This is a genomic window from Campylobacter concisus, assembly GCF_003048375.1.
In the GTDB taxonomy this organism is placed as follows: Bacteria; Campylobacterota; Campylobacteria; order Campylobacterales; family Campylobacteraceae; genus Campylobacter_A; species Campylobacter_A concisus_T.
Genome location: NZ_CP021642.1, coordinates 1,682,090 through 1,700,594 on the forward strand (window position 1 = coordinate 1,682,090; position 18,505 = coordinate 1,700,594).

Sequence of the window (18,505 nt, forward strand, 5' to 3'; positions counted from 1 at the left end):
TCAAATTTCTAAAAAAGAAAGGTTTAATTATGAACGCTTCAGAATTCATCTGGATGGATGGAAAACTAGTAAAATGGGACGATGCGAAAGTACACGTTCTAACTCACTCTTTGCACTACGCTAATGCCGTATTTGAGGGCACAAGAGCTTATAAAACAAAAAAAGGTCTAGCTATTTTTAGACTCAAAGACCACACAAAAAGACTTTTAAGATCAGCAAAAATGACCGTTTTAAACGTGCCTTACACTGAAGAAGAGCTTGAAAAAGCACAGATCGAGCTACTTCGCGCAAACAAATATAACAGCAACGTCTATATCCGCCCACTTATCTTTTTAGGATACGGCGTAATGGGCGTAGCGCACACAAAAGCACCAGTGCAAACTGCTATCGCTTCATGGGAGTGGGGTGCATATCTTGGCGATGAAGGCCTAGAAAAAGGCATCAGAGTTAAAATTTCAAGCTTTGCTAAACTTGCCCCAGCTGCTCAAATGAACAGAGCAAAGGCTAGCTCAAACTACCTAAGCTCACAAATGGCAAACTACGAAGCAAAAGAGGCTGGATACGACGAGGCGCTACTTCTTGATAGCGAGGGCTTTGTGGCTGAAGGTCCAGGCGAGTGCTTCTTCATCGTTGAAAATGGCGCATTGATCACTCCACCAAACGACAACAGCCTACTTAGCATCACTCAAGATACAGTCATAAGACTAGCTCACGATCTTGACATCGAAGTAAGAAGAGAGCGCATCACAAGAGATCAAGCATACACAGCTGACGAGGCATTTTTCACTGGCACTGCAGCTGAAGTAACGCCGATAAACAGTATAGATAACCGCATCATCGGCAACGGTGCTAGAGGCGAAGTGACAAAGAGACTACAAAAAGCTTACTTTGACGTAGTTTATGGTCTAAACAAAAAATACGAATCATTTTTAACATATATTTAAGATTTAAAGGAACGAAATGCCCGCTGATTTAAATGATTATTTCAACAAAAAAAAGCCAGGTAATGACAACAGGGGCTCAGGTCAAAATAATGACAAAGAGCCACCTTTTAAAAAGGATTTTAAAATGCCAAATATACCAAGTGGCTTTGGCAAATTTGGTGCGCTAGCCTACATCATAATCGCCATTATCGCGATCCTTGCTATCACTCAGCCTTTTAAAGTGATACACTCAGGCGAGGTCGGCATCAAAGCCACAGCGGGTAAATATGAGCCAAATCCTTTGCAACCAGGATTTCACTTTTTTTTACCATTTATCCAAAATATCATCGTAGTTGATACTAGAGTTAGGATCATCAACTACACTTCAGGCGAAGATATGGGCGAGAGCTTGCAAAAGTCTTATCAAGGAGCTGGAATTTTACGCAAAAACTCTATCTCAGTTTTAGACGCTAGAAATTTACCAGTTAGCATCGATATCACCGTGCAGTACCGTCTAAATCCAGAAAATGCGCCACAAACTATCGCATCTTGGGGTCTTAGCTGGGAGAGCAAGATCGTTGATCCTGTCGTGCGCGACGTGGTTCGCAGCATCGCTGGTAAATACACAGCCGAAGAGCTACCGACAAAGAGAAACGACCTAGCTAGACAGATCGATGATGGCATAAGAAAAGACATCGACTCACAGCCAAACAAGCCAGTTGAGCTTCTAACAGTGCAGCTTCGTGAGATCATCTTGCCTTCAAAGGTAAAAGAGCAGATCGAGCGCGTTCAGATCGCTAAACAAGAGGCCGAGAGGACAAAATACGAGGTCGAGCGTGCAAATCAAGAGGCCCTAAAACAAGCCGCACTTGCCGAGGGTAGCGCAAAAGCTGCGATCATCGAGGCAAAGGGTAAGGCCGATGCTATCAAGATCGAGGCTGATGCGACTGCGTATGCAAACAAAGAGATCGCAAAAAGTGTAGATCAAAATTTATTAAATTTAAAACAGATCGAGACGCAAAATAGGTTTAACGACGCTCTTAAAGAGAACAAAGATGCCAAAATTTTCTTAACACCTGGCGGAGCTGTGCCAAATATCTGGCTAGATGCAAAAGATAGGGCAAAAGCTAGCTCGGTTAGCGAAAGGTAAAAATGAATAGCGTAGCAAAAAGTATAGACTGGCAAAAGGTTAGTGGATTGCTCCCGGTGGTGGTTTGCGATCATGCTACAAACGAGGTTTTGATGCTTGCTTTTATGAACGAAGAAGCACTAAATTTAAGTCTATCTAGCCGCTACGCTCACTACTTTTCACGCACTAAAAATAGAATTTGGAAAAAAGGCGAAGAGAGTGGCAACACACAAGAGATCAAGGCTGCGTTTTTAGACTGCGACAACGACACTTTGCTTTTAAAAGTCATTCAAAATGGAGGCGCTGCTTGTCACACTGGGGCAAGGTCTTGCTTTTTTAACGAGATAAATTTAGAAAATTTAGAAATTTCTGATCAAAAATGCGAGGTTAAAAAGCCAAGTTACGGCGTCATTGACGAACTTTATCACGTTATAGAAGATAGAAAGCTAAATGCAGATCCACAAACTTCATACGTGGCAAGTCTTTTTAAAAAGGGTGAAAATCAAATTCTAAAAAAAGTTGGCGAGGAGGCTACAGAACTTGTCATGGCGGCAAAAGAGCTTAGTTTTGCCAAGCAGACAAAACAAGATGAGCAAAAGGCAAAAAATGACCTCATCTATGAAGCAGCTGATCTTTGCTTTCACGCGCTTGTCGCACTTTCAGCCCACAACATACATCCAGATACCGTCAAAAACGAGCTTGCAAGGCGTTTTGGCATGAGCGGTATCGAAGAAAAAAGATCGCGAGATGTTAAATAGCATCAAGCACAACATACTTTTCATACTTCAAAACGCCAAACTTATCGACTTTCTAGCCTATGGTTGGGTGTTTTTAGCATTTATATTTATCGTGCTTTTAGGAATTTTTGTTGCGATAAAATCATGGTGGCAGATAGGATTTTTATTTATCCTAGCTGGTTTTTTGGGACTTTTTGCAGGTAACTACTACGCAAACAAATATATAAATGAAAACCTAAGACCAGTTAGCATAAGCAAAATAAACACAAAGCAGCTTCAATATGTCGATGCATTGATGGTTGATTTTAACATCACAAATAACTCAAACTACACATTAAACGTTTGCAAAATCGAGCTTGGCTTCTACCTTGGTTCAACGCAAAGCACGAGAAATTTTCTAAATTCACTAAACCCTTTTGCTAAAAAACGTATCATTTTAAATGAAGCGCTTTTGCCAAAGCAGAGCAAGCAGATAAGAGAATTTGTCAATGACTTTGCCTTCATTGACTACAATATCACCAAAAAAGCGGAGTGTTTTTGATGAGCTCAAACTACTTTACCATCGTTCATATCATCGTGCTTTTCGCGATCGCACTACTTTCTATTTTATTTCTTGTGCTCTCACTTAGAGCTGAGCGAAAGCTATTTTTATCGCTACTTTTTACAAATATTTTGGTCTCAACCACGCTTGCCATTTTTTTGATGCTAGTTCTTGATAAATACACCAAAAAAGGCATAGTCGAGGGTGTAAAGAGCGAGCGAGTGTTAAGAAATGAAAGCATCGTCTTTCGAGGTCAAGTAAGAAATGTCGGCAAATTTACCATTAGCAAATGCACTCTTACAATTAAGCTTATTAATCAGCCGCTAAATAAAAACGATCTTGGTGGCGAAGCGCTATTTAAACCAAGCGGGCTCTCATTTTTCTCATGGGTTTTTGGAGGCGATGAGGACGAGAGACCAAACACTGTGGCATATAAATTTGACGTAGCTCAAAATTTACCAAAGCAAAAAGCGGTGCCATTTACAGTAACTATGCCCTATCCGCCATATTTTAAAAATGGTATGAATATCACAAAACTTAGTTGCTACTAATAAATTTAGATAAATTTTTAGTATTTATCACGTTTTGCAAATAATTATAAACTGGCTAAATTTCTCTTAAATCTAAATAAAATTTGGCTTATATATAAAATAAGAAATTTTAAACCAAAGCCAAAAAGGCAATGGTTTAAAATTTAGTTTTAATGTCTTGAAAGATAGTTTGTATCGTAGTTGTTGCTTAAAAAGTCTTTGTTTTCCATCATGGCGATGTGAAAGTCTTTTGTTGTTTTGATGCCGCTTATTATGAGCTGATCAAGAGCAACTTTCATCTTGTGAATGGCTCTATTTCTATCAGTGTCCCAAACAACGAGCTTGCCGATCATACTGTCATAATACGGCGGTATAGAGTAGTCTTGGTAGATGTGACTATCCATTCTCACGTTGCGGCCACCTGGACAGACATATTTTGTGATCTTGCCAGGGCACGGAGTGAAGGTGTTTGGATCCTCAGCTGTGATCCTGCACTCGATCGCATGGCCTTTTAGCTCGATGCTCTTTTGTGACGGTAGCTTTTCACCCTCAGCCACTTTTATCATAAGCTCGATGATATCAAGCCCGCTTACCATTTCGCTTACTGTGTGCTCGACTTGAAGTCTTGTGTTCATCTCGATGAAGTAAAAGTCTAAATTTTTATCAACCAAAAACTCAAACGTACCTGCCCCCTCGTAGCCGATCGCTTTTGCTGCTTTTATGGCAGTTTCATGTAGCCTCTCTCTTGTTTTTTCATCAAGCAAGATAGCTGGGCTCTCTTCGATCAGCTTTTGGTGACGGCGCTGCATAGAGCAGTCGCGCTCGCCTATGTGAAGCACGTTGCCGTGGCTATCACCGATGATTTGAACCTCGATGTGGCGTGGATTTAGGATATATTTTTCCATATACATCGTGCCATCGCCAAATGCGCTCATCGCCTCGCTCTCAGCAGACCAAAATGCTTTTTCTAAATCAGCCTCTTTTTCAACCACGCGCATACCGCGTCCGCCACCACCTGCCGCAGCTTTTAAGATGACAGGGTAGCCGATCTTTTTGGCTAGCTCTTTTGCAGCTTTTGTATCAGCCACAGCGCCGTCTGAGCCAGGGATGACTGGCACGCCGGCTCTTTGCATGACCTGTTTTGCCTTGCTCTTATCGCTCATCAAAGCCATCGCAGCAACGCTTGGTCCAATGAATTTGATCTTGTGGTGTGAGCAAATTTCAACAAAATTTTGATTTTCACTTAGAAAGCCATAACCTGGGAAGATAGCGTCTGCTTCGCTGATCTCAGCTGCGCTTATGATAGCTGGGATGTTTAGGTAGCTATCGCTTGAGCGCTCTTTACCGATGCAAATGGCCACGTCGGCGTATTTTACGTAAAGCGCGTCTTTGTCAGCGGTTGAATAAACTACAACGGCTTCTTTACCCATCTCCTTTATCGTTCGCAAAGCACGAAGAGCGATCTCACCGCGGTTTGCGATTAAAATTCTTTTTAATTCCATTAATTTTTCTCCACGCCAAACAACGGCAATCCAAACTCAACTGGCTGTCCGTCAGAGACTAGCATCTCAGTGATCTGGCAGTCAAACTCAGCCTCGATCTCGTTCATGATCTTCATAGCTTCGATGATGCCCACTACATCGCCTTTTCTCACTCTTTGACCTACTTTTACAAATGGTGCAGCGCCTGGGCTTGGAGCAGCGTAGAAAGTACCTACCATAGGAGATTTTATGCTATCTTTTGGCGAATTTGCAGCTGGTTTTACCTCTGAGCTAACGACAACATTTACAGGTGTTGGCGCTGGAGCTGCTGCTTGTGCTGCTGGCTTTGCAGGCGCGCAATAATCAGCAAATTTCTCTACCTCGACCTCAAAATCACCACTTTTTATCTTGATATGATTCATCTCCATACCATTAAAAAATTCGATAAGCTCTTTTATATCTTCTTTTTTCATAGAAAATTCTCCTAAATTTTTATATAAGCCCCTAATTGTAGCGAAATTTAAATAAATTTAATTTTTAGCTGGCATAAAATTTGTGCTAAATTCTACTTTTTTCTAGCAAATTTATAATAAAAAATAAGAAAAAACTAAGCACAACTAAAACAAGACTTAAAGCGAGTGCCTGATCGCTTCTGCCGTCATAGACTGCGTTGTAGATGGCAAGTGAGATGGTGTCTGTTTTGCCTATGATATTGCCGCCTAAAATGAGCGTTATGCCAACCTCGCCAAGCCCTCGCGAAAGCGCTAGGATAAAGGCTGCTGCCACACTTTTTGCGATGCTTGGGAAAAGCACCAAAACGGCTGTTTGAAATTTATTTTTACCAAGGCTATATGCTGCTTCACTTAGGCTTTTTGAAAGTGAGCCTAGCGCTGAGGCTACGGGCTTTACAAAAAGTGGCAGCGAGGCTATGAAGGCTGCTATAACGAGGGCTTTAAAGCTAAAGACGATCTCTAAATTTAAAGCCTTGCCGATGATGCCATTTTTGCCAAGTAGATAAAGCAGTAAAAATCCCGTCGCAATGGGCGGAAATATGAGAGGAAAGGTGACTATCATCTCAGCAACTGCTTTAAATTTAGAGCTGCTAAAAGCTAAAAAATAAGCAAGAGCTAGCCCAAAAATAGCAAGCAAAAGCCCTTGGCACAAAACGACCTTTATGCTTAAAAATAGTGGATCAAAAAGCCAAGCGAGCTCTTGCAAATTTCGCCCTATCTTATGCCAAATTTAGAGTAAATTTCTTTTGATCTCTCGCTTTTTAGCTCGTTTATAAATTTCTCGCAATCAGCCTTTTTCTCGCATCCTTCAAGCTTTGCAGCCACGATGTTTGCTGGTGCATAAAGCGCCTTATCTATCAAGATAAAACTACCAAATTCATCCTTGTGTGCATTTAGCTCAGTTTGGTTGATAAAGCCAGCATCAACTTCGCCGTTTAATATATAGGTAACGACCTGTGGCACGCCTGCAACTGCTAAAATTTTATCCTTTAGCTCGCCACTTAAATTTGCATTTTGCATAAACTCGCTCGCTCTCTTGCCATAAACAGTCTTTGCCGCGTCTGGCATAGCTATTTTTGAAAGCGTTTTTAGCTCATCAACTTTTTCTATTTTTACGCCCTTTTTGGTAGCTAGCACCAAGGCGCCAGAGCCTAAATTTACATATTCAGTAATCTTTAGATCAGACTTTTTCAAAAAGTCCTCATCGCCCACTATCACGTCAGTTTTGCCCTCTTTTGCCTGTGCCATGATCGCTTTGATGTTTGCAAAAGAGGTGTCAATATTTACGCCATCTTTTTTGAGATTCTGCGCGACTGCTTCGACTATCTTTTTATATCCACCGCCTGCACTAACTAGCAAATTTTCATTGCCAAATGCAAAAACTGCGGCCATTAAAAGCAAAATTTTTTTCATATTTTTTCCTTTAAAAATAAAATTTCAAGATTTTATAAAATATACTCTTATATATTCTTAAAATATATTTTTACAATTTCAGCCTTTTTCTAAAATGGTATAATCTCGCAAAAACAAAAGGACAGACATGAACGAACTTGAGCTAAAGATGCAAGGCAAGATAGATAGGCTAACAGACAGGACTTTTAGGCTAGATCCTAGGATCGGCGAGGGCTACTTTACGGCGAAATATTTTCTAAAAGTAAATGAGATAATTAAGCAAAACCTACCAGATCAGCACGTGACGATGCAGTTTTTCCAAAGGCGCGATGATATCGTGCTTTGTGGCATCGACGAGGTTTTGGCTATCATCAATAAATTTGCCAAAAACCCAAGCAAGCTTGAAATTTACGCACTTGATGATGGCGATATCATAAATGCAAACGAGCCAGTTTTAAAGATAAGCGGCAAGTATGAAAATTTTGGCTTTTTAGAAAACGTCATTGACGCGACGCTCACTAGAAGAAGCTGCGTGGCGACAAATTCCAGAGACGTGATAAAAGCAGCAAATGGCAAGGACGTCTTTAGCATGGCAGACAGACAAGATGACATCTGTACGCAGCCAGGCGACGGCTATGCATCATTTATCGGCGGCATAAAAAAGGTCGCCACAGACGCTCAGGGCGAGCTTACAGGGCTAAAAGGTGGTGGCACCATGCCTCACGCGCTCATTCAAATGTGCGGCGGAGACGTGGTAAAGGCTTGCCAAATTTACGCTAAAACCTTTCAAAACGAGCAGATCACGGCCTTGGTTGATTACAACAACGACGTGATAACAGATGCTTTAAAGGCTGCAAATGCCCTAAAAGAGAGGCTTGGCGCGGTTAGAGTTGATACTAGCAAAAATTTGATAGATAGGTATTTTGATGGCAAAGATACGAGCAAATTTGACCCGCACGGCGTTTGCAAGGAGCTTATATTTGCCCTAAGAGAGGCGCTTGATAAAGCTGGCTTTAAGCACGTTAAAATCGTCGTTAGCTCAGGCTTTAATCCGCAAAAAATGAGCGAATTTGAGAAATTTAACACCCCAGTTGATATTTACGGTGTGGGAAGCTATCTTGTTAAAAATGACATTTGTGGCTTTACAGGCGATCTAGTCGAGCTAAACGGCAAAAGTGAGGCTAAATTTGGCAGAAAAAATTTCGCTTCAGATAGGCTAAAAAGAGTTAAATTTTAGGAGAAAAGATGAAATTTATAAAAATTTTAACGATTCTGTCGCTTTTACTGACTGCTTGCACTGCCGCAACCTACGCTAACGCCTTTGAAAAAGTTGGCATCCTTGAGGACGGAGTTTATCGCTTTAGCCAAAATGGAATCGGAGTCAAAAAAGACCTGCTTGTAAAGGTGATCTCCGTGCAAAACGCGGACAACTCGCGCAAAAAGATCATCTCCATGCTAAATATCCCTAAAAATTCTAAAATCACGGACTTTAAATCAAGCGACGCTGGCGTTATAGTCTGGCCATTTTATGAGTTTGAGGATAAATTTATAACAACGATCATCGTTGAGCGCGTAAAAAAAGAACTTGATGATCAAAAGCTAATTAAAATGCTTGACCTTAAACACCCTTACTACTCGACCTTTTCTTCGCGCAACAAGGGTAAAAATGACGCCATAGACGTGAAATATGTGCTAAATTTCAAAGAGGCAAAGCTGGTAAAATCGTTTCAAAACCGCCCTTAAAACTTTATTTTAAATAAATTTCATTAAAATGGCGTAATCAAAAAAAGGATCATCTTTGCATAATCTAAAAACCATAAACGTCGCTCACTCGCCGGATGCTGACGATATTTTCATGTATGCCGCGGTCAAATTTGGCTGGGTTAGCAGTAAAAATTTAGCCTTCACATCAAAGGCGCTTGATATAGAAACGCTAAACGAAGAGGCACTAAAAGGCACTTATGAGGCAACAGCGATCAGCTTTGCACTCTATCCTAAAATTTGCGATGAATTCGCGCTTTTGCGCTGTGCCGTGAGCTTTGGCAACGGATACGGACCAAAGCTTATCAAGCTAAAAGATAAGCAGTTAAAGCGAAATTTCAAGGTCGCTCTCTCTGGCAAAAACACGACAAATGCTCTGCTCTTTCGCATAGCCTACCCAGAGGCAAGGATCGTTTATAAAAATTTCTTAGAGATCGAAAATGCCGTGCTTAGCGGCGAGGTCGATGCTGGCGTGCTCATACATGAAAGTATCTTAAATTTCTCAGACCAGCTCTGCGTAGAGCGCGAAATTTGGGACATTTGGAGCGAGCTAAACGGCGAAAATTTACCGCTTCCACTTGGCGGCATGGCGCTTAGACGAAGTCTGCCCATAACCGACGCGATCGAGTGCGAGAGAGTGCTTAGCGAAGCCGTTAGGATCGCCACTTCGCACAAGCCATTTTTATCTCACATGCTAATGGAGCGAAACCTCATCAGAGTTGGCAAAGAAGAGCTTAAAACATATCTAAATTTATACGCAAATGACGAGTCTATAAGCATGAACGAAACGCAGCTAAAAGCGCTAAACAAGCTCTATCAAATAGGCTATGACAAAGGCTTTTTTGAAAAGCCGATCGACGTAAACGACTACCTAATCCCAACTGAATACAACGAAGTAAGGTTTAGCTGATGCAAAGTACGCTTATCTCACTTGGAGTTGAAACCTTTAAGATCGCCCTTTATATCAGCCTTCCGATGCTGCTAAGCGGACTAATAGCTGGTCTTATCATCTCCATTTTTCAAGCGACCACGCAGATAAACGAAACCACGCTAAGCTTCGTGCCAAAAATTTTACTAGTCGTCGTTGTCATCATATTTTTAATGCCTTGGATGATCTCGATGATGGTTGAATTTACCACTCGTATGCTTGAGTTTATACCGGAATTTATCCAGTGACGAGGCTTGTTGATTTTTCTAAATTTACCTCAGTTAGGATAGGCGGCGTGCATGAAATTTTTGAGGTTGATAGTCTTGAAGATCTAAGCTCGCCTCACTTTTTAGGCACAGTGATGATAGGCGGGGGCAACAACCTTCTTATCTCGCCAAATCCCCCAAAAATGGCGATGCTTGGCAAGAGCTTTGACTATATAAATTTAGAACGCTTAGGCGATAAAATTTATCTTGAGATAGGTGCTGCGACAAAATCTGCCAAAATTTATAACTTCTGCAAACAAAACAACATAGCTCACCTTGAGTTTTTAAAAAATATCCCAGGCACTCTTGGCGGACTTATAAAAATGAACGCTGGACTGCTTAAATTTAGCATAAGCGACAATCTCACGCATGTGCGTCTGGCTCGTGGCTGGGTAAGCAAAGAGGAGATAAGCTTTAGCTACCGCCACAGCGGCATAGATGAGGCTATTTTGGGAGCTAAATTTGAGCTTTCTAGTGGCTTTGACGCGAGCGTATCTAAAGCTATAAGTGCCAAGAGGGCAAATCAGCCAAAAGGAGCTAGCTTTGGCAGCTGCTTTGTAAATCCTGAAGGGCACTTTGCAGGGGCGTTGCTGGAGGCAGTTGGACTAAAGGGATACGCTATCGGCGGAGCGAAATTTAGCAAAGAGCACGCAAATTTTTTGATAAATTTTAACCACGCAAGCTTTGAAGATGCCACTAGCCTTATAAATTTGGCTAGAGCTAGAGTTTTAGAGAAATTTGGCGTAGAGCTTAAGACTGAAGTTTGCATTTTATAAGGATGATGATGAGTGAGTTTTTAGCAGAAGTTTTAACACTTTCTATTTTGTTTATTATGATTGGTTTTTATGCCGTTTATAGGGCTAAAAAGGCGCAAAGCGAGCATGAGAAAAATGTGGCCAGTTATGATAAAAATCTGCTAAATTTTGCTCAAATTTTAGGTGTGCAAAACTACATCGACCTAGTTAAATTTGATGAAATTTTAGCCCAAGCCTTAAAAGAAAAACTAATTTTTAAATTTAATAAATCTACCTCGCAAGAGAAATTTATCTCTTTTATAAAAGATGAGAATTTCAAAACCAAACCCCAAATTTCGCAAAATAGTATCGATGAAGCTTTTTTAAACCTTTGCGCAAGCTCGCTTGTAGAGCCACTAAATCTTGCGATACTAAAAAATGAAGATCAAATTTATGGATTTTTGTTTGAAAAAGAGCAGCTTTTTGCTCTTATTGATAGCGCTGCACTGCTTGGCGAAAATATTATAATTTGCGAGTAAATCAAGTAAAATTCATCTCTTTTTAGATAAAATCAAGCCAAATTTCAACTATAAGGTAAAAAATGGCAAAAGAAAAAGATAGTGACAAAAAGATAGCTATCCCAGAGAGCGAAGCGGACAAGAAAAAGGCGCTTGAGCTTGCGCTAAAGCAGATCGATAAAGCTTTTGGCAAAGGCACGCTTTTAAGACTTGGCGACAAAGAGGTTGAGGCCATCGAGTCGATACCGACTGGCTCGCTAGGACTTGATCTGGCTCTTGGCATAGGCGGCGTTCCAAAAGGCAGGATCATCGAGATCTATGGACCAGAGAGCTCTGGTAAGACCACGCTCACACTTCACATCATCGCTGAAGCGCAAAAAGCTGGCGGAATTTGTGCATTTGTCGACGCAGAGCACGCACTAGACGTAAAATACGCTTCAAATTTAGGCGTAAATACCGACAACCTTTACGTCTCTCAGCCAGACTTTGGCGAGCAGGCACTTGAGATCGTTGAGACGCTTGCAAGAAGTGGCGCAGTCGATCTTATCGTAGTTGATAGCGTCGCTGCCCTTACTCCAAAGAGCGAGATAGACGGCGATATGGGCGATCAGCACGTTGGCTTGCAAGCAAGGCTTATGAGTCAGGCGCTTAGAAAGCTAACTGGAATTTTAAGCAAGATGAAGACAACTGTTATCTTCATCAACCAAATTCGTATGAAGATCGGTATGATGGGATATGGCACGCCAGAGACCACAACTGGCGGTAATGCGCTTAAATTTTACTCATCTGTAAGAATAGACGTTAGAAAGATAGCCACACTTAAACAAAACGACGAGCCTATCGGTAACCGCACAAAAGCAAAAGTCGTTAAAAACAAGGTCGCGCCTCCATTTAAAGTGGCTGAATTTGACATCATGTTTGGCGAGGGTGTGAGCAAAGAGGGCGAGATCATCGACTATGGCGTAAAGCTCGACATCATCGACAAATCAGGCGCGTGGTTTAGCTACAAGGCCGAAAAACTAGGTCAAGGCAGAGAAAACGCCAAAGCCTATCTAAAAGAGCACCCAGAAATTTCTGACGAGATAGTAGCGGCGATCAAAGGCTCAATGGGTATAGACCACCTCATAAGCAGCGGCGCAAAAGACGAAGACGACGACACAAACGAAGCAGGAGATGAATAATGGTATTTATTGAAGATATAGAAGCTCACGAGGTTTTAGACAGCAGAGGCAACCCAACAGTTCGTGCGACAGTTAGACTAAGCGACGGAACCGAGGCAAGCGCGATCGTACCAAGCGGCGCAAGCACTGGCAAGCGCGAGGCGCTAGAGCTTCGCGACAAAGACGAGAGATATGCTGGTAAAGGCGTTTTAAAGGCTGTTTCAAACGTAAATGAAAAGATCGCTGAGGCGATAATCGGCCTTGATGCTTATAACCAAAAAGCAGTCGATGAAGAGATGCTTGAGCTTGATGGCACGCACAACTACTCAAATTTAGGCGCAAACGCAGTCCTTGGCGTATCTATGGCGGTAGCTCGCGCAGCTGCAAAGAGCCTAAATATCCCACTTTATCGCTACCTTGGCGGTGCAAACGCTAGCATCTTACCAGTGCCGATGTTTAACATAATAAATGGCGGCGCACATGCAAACAATAGCGTTGATTTTCAAGAATTTATGATCATGCCATTTGGTTTTAGCACATTTAGCGAGGCGCTTAGAGCTGCGACTGAAATTTATCACAAGCTAAAATCTATCCTAAACGCAGCTGGTCACAGCACGGCTGTCGGCGATGAGGGTGGCTTTGCTCCAAATTTAAAAGACAATGAAGAGCCGCTAAAGCTTATCTCTCAGGCTGTAAAAGAGGCTGGATATGAGCTAGGCAGCCAGATAAAACTTGCCCTTGACGTCGCATCAAGCGAGCTTTACAAAGACGGCAAATACGAGCTTGAAGGCAAGAAATTTAGTAGCGATGAGCTCATTAGCTACTATGAAAAACTTTGCGAAAAATATCCGATATTCTCTATCGAAGATGGCCTTAGCGAGGATGACTGGAGCGGCTGGGCTGAGCTTACAAAAAGGCTTGGCAGCAAGGTGCAACTAGTTGGCGACGATCTATTTGTTACAAATGAGAAAATTTTACGCGAGGGCATCGAGAAAAACATCGCAAACGCGATCCTAATCAAGCCAAATCAAATAGGCTCAGTCACGCAAACTATGCAAACTGTCCGCCTTGCTCAAAGAAACGGCTACCGCTGCATAATGAGCCACAGAAGCGGCGAGAGCGAAGATGCGTTTATCGCTGACTTTGCGGTCGCACTCAACACTGGCGAGATAAAGACAGGCGCCACTTCAAGAAGCGAGCGCAACGCGAAATACAACCGCTTGCTCGAGATCGAGCTTGAGGCGGGTGAGTTTTTAGGGGATAATATTTGAGCGAAATTTTAGATGAATATGGCAAAGAAGATGGCATATTTCATAAAATCATAAAATTTGTTCGGCCGACATTACGCTACGTCATAGCCACCATTTGCGTGGCTATGTTTGCCTTTTACGTGGGCAACATGATGTTTGGCAAACGCTCACTTGACGTGATGCTAAGCCTTCAGAGCAAAAAAGAGAGGCTTAGCGAAGACGTGGAAATTTTAAAAAAACTAAACGCACGTCTGCAGAAAGACTATTTTGAACTACAAGGCCTTGAGCCAGACTCTAATAAAAAGTAGGAACGATGAAGAAAATTTGGTTAGTTTTATCTATCTTGACTGCGAGCTTATGCGCCAGAGAAAACCCATTTATGCCTATTAGCGAGCTAAACACAAGCGTTATGACGACAAACGTCATCGAAAAATATGACAGCTTCAACTCGCTCTCGTTTAAATTCCCAAGCGATGCGATGCTACTACTTGATGTCACCATAAGATACAGAGCAAATGACGGCAGTATAAAAGAAAAAAGACTAACTGATATAAACAAAACTATCGACTGGAACGATGAATTTGCCCTAAGCAAGATGAAAAATCCAGAACCAGTCGCAGCCAAAAAACTAGACGTTTCTGTCACGATGGCGGAGGTGCCAGCTCAAAAGGTTAGCACGCCGGTGATAATAGAAAAAAATGAGACTAAAATTTCAAACAAAGATAGAAATAAAACCTCAGACGTACCAACTCCAAACGTCGTAGTGATCGACCTTGGCACAAAAAAAGCAAAAGAGCCAGCTAAGCCTGAGCAAAAGGTAGTCGAAGTAAAGATCGAGCCAGCCTCAAAGCCTATTCAAGAGATAAAAAGCAGCGAAAAAGAGATTAAATTCTTAGGATTTGTGAGCTTTTTAACACATGAAAAAGAGCTAAATATCGTCACAAAAGCTAAAAATTTAAAGCACTTTGCTTACGAGAAAAACAAGATCGTGCTTGACTTTGCAAAACCTCCAAGAAGCTTTAAAACTAGAAATTTAAAGCTTGAAAACGAGACATTTAAAAACGTCATAATCGGCTGGCATGATAAGTATTTCAGAGTGGTTTTAGAGCTTGACAAGATGCATAAATATAAGCTTGAAACCGCTGAAAATGGATATGTGCTTAAGCTTTTATAGTTTTTGATATTTGTAATTTAAGCCTGCTGTTTTTAAATTTCTCTTGGCTGTAACCAAAAAAGGCTTAAACTAGCGCAAGAAGCTTTTAGGCACACTAGCTTAAATACCTCGTGAATTTACACGCACTTTGATAGCGACAAGCTAAAACTTGCCGCCAAAGTGGCTGAGGATCTGGCAAACTAGGGCACTCAAAGATAGAGCAAACTAGCAATACTATTTAACCCATACAAATTTAAAAACGCTGTTTGAAATACCAGCTAGCACACTTCAGATGATATTAAATTTAAGCCATGCAAATTTAAAACATTAAATTTAACTATGAAACTCTCTATAAATATGTGAGAATTTTTAGCTTGCAGGCAGCCTAAAAGCTTGCCCTGCATATAAATTTACGCTGCAAGACAAAAGCTCTCACGAAAATGAAATTTGGCAAGCAAATTTTACTCTGCTCGCCAAATTTATATCAAACTAGCTGATCTTTCTTATCTTCGCAGGAAGTGCTTGTCTAGCGCAAGTACCAACCAGCCAGTCATTTAGGCTAAATTCGCCATTTCTTTTTGGATCAAGAAGTCCAAGCTTGTTGTGATTGACCCCTTTTTCTAAATTTGCTATCCCAAAAGCTGGCTTTCCATCGACGATGTGCATTCTTATACCAAACTCATCATGGCCAAATCCATGCTCTATGCTGATAACTCCGCTAGCAACGCCGTCAGTTATAAACGCCTCGCCAACCTGCGCTCCATAAGGCGTAGTCACTTTGACCTTATCGCCTGAGCGAATGCCCTGCTCGCTCGCCACATCTGGCGCCATCCTTATGAAGTTGCTAGGATGCACAGCTCTTAGTCTTGGGCTAACAAATGTGTAGAAGTGCTGGATATTTGACTTTCTTGAGCTTACTGTGTATTTCCACTCAGAGCGTGGGAAAAATTTCTCAAGCGGCGTGCCGTCACTCGCGACTGGTAGCATCAGGCTTGGCACTCCTGGCATATATTCGCCCGTTACCGAGTGTCTGTGTCCGCCAAGTGGCTCATAGTAGATCGAAGCTGGCGTAGGCGCTGGCACTTTTACGGTTGCTTTATCGCCCTTGTATGCGCTCTCGTAGCTATCATATCTGCCGCCTTTTGCTAGCACGTGTGCTACTTTTGGCCTCTCTTCGTCTTTTAGATAAGGATCAAGCTTTGTCATCACTCTTGATATCTTACTAAGCTTTTTATCCTCGTCACTTATATCTTTCACACCCTCGCCGTCAAAGGCCAAATTTGCCAGTGCAGCCGCGTAATACTGCTCTTTTACGTCAAGGTCCATGAAATTTCCGTCTTTGTCTTTGAAGGCATTTTTGCCAAAGCCTTTTAGTCCAAGTCTCTTTGCTACGGCTATATAAAACGCCTCAACGTCGATCACGCCGCCATTTTTATCCTTTGCTTGCTTTGAGCTAACGGCTGGATAGCGCACGACTGAAGTTTTAGCGATCGTTCCCCAAAGAGAGTTTGGAAGCGCCCAGTTTTCTAAATTTACCCCATCTGGCACGATGTAGTCAGCATAGGCGTTTGTCTCGTTCATAAAGGCGTCGATACCTACAAAAAGTGGTAAATTTTTACTATCTTTTAGTGCGTCCAAAACTGCTCTTTCAAGTCCCGCTTGGCCGTAAAGTACGTTTGTCATGTAGTTTATGAAAACTTTTACTTTGTATGGATAGCCAGCCTTGTGGCTTGTAAGAGTTTCGTTTACAAGTGGCATAGAGATAGGATACCATGGCTGAGTTGATGGATAGCCGCTGCCGCCAGCTGCTACTTTGCGCTTATACTCAGAGCTTGTTTCGTAGTATTTGCCTGATCTTGATAAATTTAGACCATTTGGCTTATAAGCACCCTCAAAGCTCTCAAGGTCATATCTGCCCTTTAAAAACTCGTGTGTGCCGGCACTTGCATTGACATTGCCGCCTTTATAGCCATAAGTGCCCATTAGCGTATTTAGACAAAGGATCGCATAAGTAGTCATACCAGCTTGCGTATGCATCATACCGCCATGCACGTTTGTGCTCACCTGTCTGCCATTTTTGGTGAAATTTTCGCAAAGCCAGATGATATCTTCAACGCTAACACCGCAAATTTTTGAGTACTCATCTAGGCTGTGCTTATAAGCTGACTCTTTTAAAAGCTGCATTGAGCTTTTTACCTCGACTTTTTTGCCGTCTATTAAAATTTTACCTTTGTAGTAGAGCTTGGCTGGTTCATTTACCTTGTAGCTTTGTATCTTGCCATCTTGCGAGCAGACCTGCCACTCGTTATTGATAAGTGCAAATTTGCCGTAGTCTTTGTGGCCTTTTTCGGTGATGACTAGATGTGTGGCGTTGCACCAGTGTATCTCGCCTGCAAGTTTTGCTTGGTCTAAATTTGGCTGAACAAGGTAGTTTGTGGCGTATTTTTCATTTTCTATGATCCAGCGTATCATCGCCATGGCTAGAGCTGAGTCGGTGCCTGGCTTTATCGCTATCCAGCGGCCTTTGTCTGAAGAGGCGTATTTTACAGCATTTGTAACGCTTGGGTCGACCACTGCGTAGCTAAAGTCATCTCTAGTGCCTCTTGCGTAAGAGAGCATTTTTGCCTGTTTTTGGAAAGGGTTGCCACCATTTGACGGCGAAGTGCCCCAGTAGATAACAAATTTAGAGTTTTCATAGTCTGGTTTTGTGTGTGCAAAGCCCTTTGCGTTGTGTGCGATCTTGCCGCCAACCCTAAAGCCACCACCGCAAATTCCGCCGTGTGAGTAGTGATTGATAGTGCCAAATGACTTTTTGACAAAGCGATCAACGATGTCTGAGCGTCCGTCATATAGGTAAAAGCTTAAAAGTTGGTTGCGCTTAGTGCCGTACTCTGGATTTTCGCTGTCTATTAGCTCGTCGCTATATATCGCTCTTAGTCCGTCCACGTGTCCCTCACCAAAGAGATCTCCGCCCTCTACTACCTCTTCTACTAGCTGTTCAAAGCTTATGCTCTTCCACTTACCTTCTCCTCTTTTGCCAACTCTTTTTAGTGGCGTCAGTATCCTTGCGGGCGAGTCTATCATCTCAGGTAATATCGCTCCTCTAGCGCAAACTGTGGCTCGCTTTTCATCTTCGCCGCTTAGTGTTGTGGCAAGTAGTGCGTCGTTTATCGATGTGTCAAAATTTGCCCAGTGTACGTTTGAGAGTGGGTGGTATGGGTTTCCGCTACATCTTAAAACGCGGTCGTTTTTGTCATCTACGTGAAGTCTTATGCCACACTTCGTTGTACAGCCGTGACACATAGAAAAGACAACGCTATGTCCGTCGTTAAGTGAAATTTTGCCGTCTTTTACGCTAAATTCAGGCTCTAGCGAGTTTGACTGCGGTTTGTAGTCGTCTTTCTCGCCATCTGCTAGCACAGCGCTCGCGGTTAGTGTTGAGAGTACAGCTGATCTTTTTAAAAATTCTCTTCTTTGCATTACTTGTCTC

The 18,505-nt window shown here is 42.1% G+C and carries 20 protein-coding genes and 1 pseudogene; 16 read left to right on the plus strand and 5 right to left on the minus strand.

All coding sequences use genetic code 11. The features are described 5' to 3' along the window. The first annotated feature begins 29 nt into the window (after nucleotides 1-29). The 5 genes from CCS77_RS08365 to CCS77_RS08385 are packed head-to-tail and all read left to right on the plus strand — an operon-like array spanning nucleotide 30 to nucleotide 3,881. Nucleotides 30-944, plus strand: coding sequence for a branched-chain amino acid transaminase (locus CCS77_RS08365; protein ID WP_002939975.1), 915 nt, complete (start codon nucleotides 30-32; stop codon nucleotides 942-944). Between the two features lie 16 nt (nucleotides 945-960). Beyond that, nucleotides 961-2,073, plus strand: a complete 1,113-nt coding sequence (locus tag CCS77_RS08370; RefSeq protein ID WP_107917120.1) for a prohibitin family protein — start codon at nucleotides 961-963, stop codon at nucleotides 2,071-2,073. Between the two features lie 2 nt (nucleotides 2,074-2,075). After that, complete coding sequence (hisIE, locus tag CCS77_RS08375; RefSeq protein ID WP_107917121.1) at nucleotides 2,076-2,810, plus strand: bifunctional phosphoribosyl-AMP cyclohydrolase/phosphoribosyl-ATP diphosphatase HisIE; 735 nt, start codon at nucleotides 2,076-2,078, stop codon at nucleotides 2,808-2,810. Further along, on the plus strand, nucleotides 2,800-3,330 hold the full coding sequence (locus tag CCS77_RS08380; RefSeq protein WP_103558976.1) for a DUF2393 family protein: 531 nt from the start codon (nucleotides 2,800-2,802) through the stop codon (nucleotides 3,328-3,330). The genes hisIE and CCS77_RS08380 overlap by 11 nt, the downstream gene beginning before the upstream one ends. After that, nucleotides 3,330-3,881, plus strand: coding sequence for a DUF2393 family protein (locus CCS77_RS08385; protein ID WP_103558977.1), 552 nt, complete (start codon nucleotides 3,330-3,332; stop codon nucleotides 3,879-3,881). The genes CCS77_RS08380 and CCS77_RS08385 overlap by 1 nt, the downstream gene beginning before the upstream one ends. 149 nt (nucleotides 3,882-4,030) lie before the next feature. On the opposite strand, the gene CCS77_RS08390 is transcribed toward CCS77_RS08385, so the two are convergent. The 4 genes from CCS77_RS08390 to modA form a co-directional block, all read right to left on the minus strand. After that, nucleotides 4,031-5,362 (minus strand): acetyl-CoA carboxylase biotin carboxylase subunit, encoded by a 1,332-nt coding sequence (locus CCS77_RS08390; RefSeq protein WP_004317853.1) that lies wholly within the window; start codon nucleotides 5,360-5,362, stop codon nucleotides 4,031-4,033. Continuing rightward, nucleotides 5,362-5,814, minus strand: coding sequence for an acetyl-CoA carboxylase biotin carboxyl carrier protein (accB, locus tag CCS77_RS08395; RefSeq protein ID WP_002940019.1), 453 nt, complete (start codon nucleotides 5,812-5,814; stop codon nucleotides 5,362-5,364). The genes CCS77_RS08390 and accB overlap by 1 nt, the downstream gene beginning before the upstream one ends. Before the next feature lie 85 nt (nucleotides 5,815-5,899). Next, nucleotides 5,900-6,559, minus strand: a complete 660-nt coding sequence (locus tag CCS77_RS08400; protein ID WP_107917122.1) for a molybdate ABC transporter permease subunit — start codon at nucleotides 6,557-6,559, stop codon at nucleotides 5,900-5,902. 8 nt (nucleotides 6,560-6,567) lie between these two features. Then, the gene (gene modA, locus CCS77_RS08405) at nucleotides 6,568-7,266 is read right to left on the minus strand and encodes a molybdate ABC transporter substrate-binding protein (protein WP_107917123.1); all 699 of its coding nucleotides are present in this window, start codon (nucleotides 7,264-7,266) and stop codon (nucleotides 6,568-6,570) included. A gap of 127 nt (nucleotides 7,267-7,393) precedes the next feature. Between modA and CCS77_RS08410 the strand changes: the two genes are divergently transcribed. From CCS77_RS08410 to CCS77_RS10680, 11 genes and pseudogenes are all read left to right on the plus strand, one after another. Continuing rightward, nucleotides 7,394-8,482, plus strand: a complete 1,089-nt coding sequence (locus tag CCS77_RS08410) for a nicotinate phosphoribosyltransferase (RefSeq protein WP_107917124.1) — start codon at nucleotides 7,394-7,396, stop codon at nucleotides 8,480-8,482. A gap of 8 nt (nucleotides 8,483-8,490) precedes the next feature. Continuing rightward, nucleotides 8,491-8,988, plus strand: coding sequence for a chemotaxis protein (locus tag CCS77_RS08415; protein ID WP_107917125.1), 498 nt, complete (start codon nucleotides 8,491-8,493; stop codon nucleotides 8,986-8,988). A 112-nt stretch (nucleotides 8,989-9,100) separates the two neighbouring features. Then, complete coding sequence (locus CCS77_RS08420; protein WP_234400099.1) at nucleotides 9,101-9,916, plus strand: menaquinone biosynthesis family protein; 816 nt, start codon at nucleotides 9,101-9,103, stop codon at nucleotides 9,914-9,916. Then, nucleotides 9,913-10,182 carry a flagellar biosynthesis protein FliQ gene (gene fliQ, locus CCS77_RS08425; protein ID WP_236635313.1) on the plus strand — a complete coding sequence of 90 codons (270 nt, stop codon included), beginning with the start codon at nucleotides 9,913-9,915 and terminating at the stop codon, nucleotides 10,180-10,182. The genes CCS77_RS08420 and fliQ overlap by 4 nt, the downstream gene beginning before the upstream one ends. Next, on the plus strand, nucleotides 10,179-10,976 hold the full coding sequence (locus CCS77_RS08430; RefSeq protein WP_107917127.1) for a UDP-N-acetylmuramate dehydrogenase: 798 nt from the start codon (nucleotides 10,179-10,181) through the stop codon (nucleotides 10,974-10,976). The genes fliQ and CCS77_RS08430 overlap by 4 nt, the downstream gene beginning before the upstream one ends. 8 nt (nucleotides 10,977-10,984) lie before the next feature. Then, nucleotides 10,985-11,473, plus strand: a complete 489-nt coding sequence (locus CCS77_RS08435) for an addiction module antitoxin (protein WP_107917128.1) — start codon at nucleotides 10,985-10,987, stop codon at nucleotides 11,471-11,473. Between the two features lie 62 nt (nucleotides 11,474-11,535). Beyond that, nucleotides 11,536-12,633: a recombinase RecA gene (gene recA, locus CCS77_RS08440; RefSeq protein ID WP_021085361.1), complete on the plus strand. Its 1,098-nt coding sequence runs from the start codon at nucleotides 11,536-11,538 to the stop codon at nucleotides 12,631-12,633. Continuing rightward, nucleotides 12,633-13,883: a phosphopyruvate hydratase gene (gene eno / locus CCS77_RS08445; protein WP_107917129.1), complete on the plus strand. Its 1,251-nt coding sequence runs from the start codon at nucleotides 12,633-12,635 to the stop codon at nucleotides 13,881-13,883. The genes recA and eno overlap by 1 nt, the downstream gene beginning before the upstream one ends. 104 nt (nucleotides 13,884-13,987) lie before the next feature. After that, on the plus strand, nucleotides 13,988-14,170 hold the full coding sequence (locus CCS77_RS10780; RefSeq protein ID WP_180385140.1) for a hypothetical protein: 183 nt from the start codon (nucleotides 13,988-13,990) through the stop codon (nucleotides 14,168-14,170). A gap of 5 nt (nucleotides 14,171-14,175) precedes the next feature. After that, nucleotides 14,176-15,036, plus strand: coding sequence for an AMIN domain-containing protein (locus tag CCS77_RS08455; RefSeq protein WP_107917130.1), 861 nt, complete (start codon nucleotides 14,176-14,178; stop codon nucleotides 15,034-15,036). 54 nt (nucleotides 15,037-15,090) lie between these two features. Next, nucleotides 15,091-15,219 (plus strand): annotated as a pseudogene (locus CCS77_RS10680) (integrase); the annotation flags it as partial. Between the two features lie 285 nt (nucleotides 15,220-15,504). Here the strand turns inward: CCS77_RS10680 and CCS77_RS08465 are convergent. After that, nucleotides 15,505-18,495 (minus strand): molybdopterin dinucleotide binding domain-containing protein, encoded by a 2,991-nt coding sequence (locus tag CCS77_RS08465; RefSeq protein WP_107917131.1) that lies wholly within the window; start codon nucleotides 18,493-18,495, stop codon nucleotides 15,505-15,507. Nucleotides 18,496-18,505 lie beyond the last annotated feature (10 nt).